This window comes from Streptosporangium sp. NPDC023615 (genome assembly GCF_040640155.1).
Lineage (GTDB): Bacteria > Actinomycetota > Actinomycetes > Streptosporangiales > Streptosporangiaceae > Streptosporangium.
On record NZ_JBFABE010000179.1, the window covers coordinates 1 to 1,332 of the forward strand.

A 1,332-nucleotide genomic window follows, 5' to 3' on the forward strand; every position below is an offset into this window, starting at 1 on the left:
CGAGCACCAGCCCGACGCCCTCGGACCAGGACGTACCGTCGGCCGCCGCGGCGAACGGCTTGCAGCGGCCGTCGGGTGCCAGAGCACGCTGCCGGGAGAACTCGCTGAAGGGCACGGGAACGGACATCACCGTCGCACCCCCCGCGATCGCGAGATCACACTCGCCGTTCCGCAGCGCGTTGGCGGCCAGGTGCAGCGCCACCAGCGAGGACGAGCACGCCGTGTCCAGCGTCAACGTCGGCCCCTCGAACCCGAAGGTGTAGGCGATCCGGCCAGAGGCGATACTTCCCGAGCTGCCGCCCGCGACGTACCCCTCGACCTCTTCGGGGATGTTCTGCCAGATGCTCGCGCCGTGTCCCTGGTACATGAGTCCGGTGAAGACGCCGGTGCGGCTGCCGCGCAGTGTGGCCGGGACGATGTCCGCGTTCTCCAGCGTCTCCCACGTGGCCTCCAGCAGGAGGCGTTGCTGGGGGTCGGCGGCCAGGGCCTCGCGGGGGGACATGCCGAAGAACTCGGGGTCGAAGCGGTCGGCGTCGTGCAGGAAACCGCCGTGACGGGTGTAGGACGTACGGAGATGCTCGGGGTCGGGGTCGTAGATCGCGTCGAGGTCCCACCCGCGGTTGGAGGGGAACTCGCTGATCGCGTCGACCTCGTTCTCGAGCAGCTTCCACAGGTCCTCGGGGGAACGGATGCCGCCGGGGAAGCGGCAGGCCATGCCGACGACCACGATCGGGTCCTCCCCGGAGCTCGAGGTGGCCCGTACCACGGGGGCGGCCGGCGTCTCGGTGCCGGTGAGCTGCGCCGAGATGTACGCGGCGAGGGCGGTCGGAGTGGGATGGTCGAAGACGACCGCCACGGGCAGCCGCAGGCCGGTGGCGGCGTTGACCTGGTTTCGCAGCTCGATCGCGGTGAGGGAGTCGAGGCCGAGCTGCTGGAAGGCGTGTTCGGCCTGGACGGAGTCCGGGCTCGCGTGTCCCAGGACCGCGGCCGTGTGGGTGCGTATGAGGGCGACGAGGGCTTCCGTGCGCTGCTGCGGGGTGAGCGACACGAGGTCGGCGACGGCACCGCTCTTGGGCACGGCCTTCTTCAGTGGCCGCAGGAGCGTCTTGAGCAGGAGCGGGATGTGGGAGACACGCTGGGTGGTGTCGATGTGCGCGGCGGCATGGAGCGGGTGGTGTGTCGTGATGGCGTTGTCGAAGAGGGACAGCGCGTGGGCCGTCGTGAGGGAGTGAAGCCCGATCTTCGTCAGGCGGTTGAGGTCGGCGGTGTTGAGGTGCTCGGTGATCGTGCTGGTCTGCTGCCACAGGCCCCAGGCGATGCTGGTGGCGGGGA

At 70.0% G+C, this 1,332-nt stretch carries 1 protein-coding gene; it reads right to left on the bottom strand.

The window, feature by feature from the left end; genetic code table 11:
- The coding region (locus tag AB0G16_RS38775; protein WP_362816028.1) for a beta-ketoacyl synthase N-terminal-like domain-containing protein at window positions 1-1,332 on the bottom strand (1,332 nt) is incomplete at both ends.